The organism is Streptomyces sp. 150FB (assembly GCF_000818195.1).
GTDB lineage: Bacteria > Actinomycetota > Actinomycetes > Streptomycetales > Streptomycetaceae > Streptomyces.
In genome coordinates this window covers 5895459-5898133 of sequence record NZ_JTHL01000001.1, presented here as the reverse complement: position 1 = coordinate 5898133, position 2675 = coordinate 5895459, and the positions used below count along the sequence as shown (strand labels likewise).

At 70.9% G+C, this 2675-nt stretch carries 1 protein-coding gene; it reads right to left on the bottom strand.

Annotation, left to right across the window (positions count from 1 at the left end):
- Nucleotides 1-81: 81 nt before the first annotated feature.
- Nucleotides 82-2675: sugar-binding domain-containing protein (locus QR77_RS46895; protein WP_052489051.1), on the bottom strand; the 2594-nt coding region annotated here is incomplete at its 5' end.

The following is a 2675-nucleotide window of genomic DNA, read 5'->3' as shown; positions in this document are numbered from 1 at the left end:
GGCCGGGGGCTCGGTGGAGCCCCCGGCCGTTCCTGTGACCACCGCTGAAGAAGCGGCGTGAAGCGATGTGAAGCGGTGTGATCAGCTCTCCTTCGGCCGCTCCGGTGTGTTGAAGCCGGTCAGGTCGACCGCGGGGCGGTCGCCGTGCAGGTCGGCCGTCCGGTAGGTCGCGGTCAGCGTGGTCCGCTGGCCGGGGAAGAGCGTGATGTCGTCGTCGCTCCACGACACCGGGACCACCTCGGCGCCGTGGCGGGCGCCGAGCACGGTGGCGTGCAGGTCGACGGCCGGCACCGTTCCGGCGTTGCGGAGGGTGACGCGGGTGGTCGTCCGGCCGCCGCTGGTGGTGGAGTCGACCGTGGACCTGACGTCGGCGGCGGACAGCCGCTCAAGCCCGGTCAGGTCGGCGTACGCGCTCTGCGGTGTGTAGTACCAGGTCGTGTTGGCGTGGTCGAGGACATCGGGCTTCGTCGAGGTCCAGTACACGTTGTGGCTGACCTGCTTGCCGTGGCTGTCGGTGAGGGTCAGCTCGACGAAGTACGTGCTGGTCAGCCCGGCCGGCGGCGCGACGGTCGCCGCGTCCGCCGTGTGTCCGCCGGGCACGGGGGCGAGCTTCGTCCGCCGGTCCAGCTTCACCGTTCCGTCGAGGTCGCGGAGTTGTACGTTCGCGGTGAGCGCGCCCGTGGCGTCCGGGGTGTGGTTGACGACCTGGACGGCCTGGCTGTCGTACCCGTACTGGATGTGTACGGGCTCGTTGGCCTTCTTGGCGCCGAAGTACCCGCCCGCCTGGTCGAGGTTGTGGTCGAAGAGGTGCCAGTGCAGGCTCGGCCAGGCGCTGTTGAGCATCCAGTAGATGACCCCGGTGGCGGGCTCGGCGGCGTCGGCCCGGCTGCCGTACGCCTCGAACTGGGCGCGGGTCGCCTCGTAGTTGGCGAGCTGTGACTTGCGTACGTAGTCGCTGAGCGCGGTGGGTGCTCCGTAGCGCTCGGTGAGGGCGTTGTCGAAGAGCGAGAGGTCGGCGAACTGCGAACCGTCCCCGCCCGCGTGGTACTGCGCGGTGCCCGGCTCCTGCCAGAGCTGCCGCTGCTCCTCGGGCGTCATCATCTGGTCGAGCGTGGACTGCCGTGGGATGGCCTCGCCCGCGCTGGTCTCGGAGTTGAAGCCGACGGCCCCGCCCTCGTCGTCGCGGGTCGAGTACCAGTAGTTGGGCGGTACGTAGGCGTAGGGGCCGGTCATCTTCATGCCGGAGTCGCCGGTGGCGCTGGTGCTCTGGTCGGAGGCCGCCGATACGAGCGGCAGCGACCAGCCCGCCTTGCCGAAGGCGTCCGTGTAGGACTTCGCGATGTCAGCGGGCGGCGCGTTGTCACTGCCGATGAGGAAGGCGACGACGGAGGGGTGGTTGTTGAGCAGCACCGCCTCGCTCGCCGCCGACCTGACGGCGGTGGTGTGGTCCTCGGCGGTCCAGTCCTCGCCCCCGGTCCCGGCCCATGCCTCCCACTTGTCACAGCACTCCCAGCCGGGGAGCACCATGATGCCGTCGCGGTCGGCCATGTCGAAGAACTCCGGATTCTCCAACTTGCCTTCGAGACGGACGGTGTTCAGCCCCAGGTCGGTCACGTAGCCGAGTTGGGCGGCCGTACGTCGCTGGTCGTCGCGGAGGAACATGTCGGGCGCCCAACCGCCGCCGCGCAACTGGATCTTGCGGCCGTTGACGACGAACTGCCGTCCGCCGCCCGGCGCGACGGAGCTGGTGACACTCCGGATGCCGAATTCGGCCGAGGCCCGGTCGCTGACGGCGCCCGCCAGGGAAGCGGTGACCTTCAGGTCGTAGAGCGGGTGGGCTCCCTCGCCGGCCGGCCACCAGACCGCGGGCTTACGGACGTTGAGCGCGGGCGTGTCGGCGGGCGTGAAGGTGACCGTCCTCGTCTCGCCCGGCCCCAGATCGACCCGGCGGCCGAAGGCGATCGGGGCGCCGTGGCCGCCGACCGTGCCCGCGACGTCGACGGTGGCCGCCGTCGCCGCCGCGTTGTGCGCGTCGACGGCGACGGTCAGTCCCGCGTGGTCGAGGGAGGGCAGCGAGAGCTCCGGTGTGACATGCGCGTTGTGGAGCGAGACGTCGCCGGTGCGCAGGATCTCCACATCGCGCCAGATGCCCATGTTGTTGTCGGGCGGCGTCTGGTTCCAGTCGACCCAGCCGATGGACAGGTCCTTGTCCGGGTCGGCCGGCGGGATCTTGAAGGCGATGGCGTTCTCGCCGGGACGGACGACGGAACTGATGTCGATGTCGTTGACGGTGTACGCGCCCTGGACGGTCTGGCGGGTGGCGACCTGTTTGCCGTTCACCCAGACGTCGGCGCCCGGGATGACGCCGTCGGCGCGCAGCACCGTACGGCCGCTGTGCGCACCGCCGTTGACGGTGAAGGTGGAGCGGTACCACCAGGGGACCTGGAAGAGCGCGGGGTCGATGGCACGCAGGTTGGTGGAGCGGAAGACGTCCGGGTACAGGCCGTCGGCGAGCAGGGCCGCCACCACGGTGGAGCGGGCGGGCGCCACGTACCAGCCGTGCGTGCTGTGGCCCGGGGCGGAGAGGGCGGCGCCGTCGTCGCCGACGGTCGTGCTGGACTGCACCTGCCAGGAACGGATCGGCGTGGCGCTGCCGGCTCCGCCGGCCGCCGTGA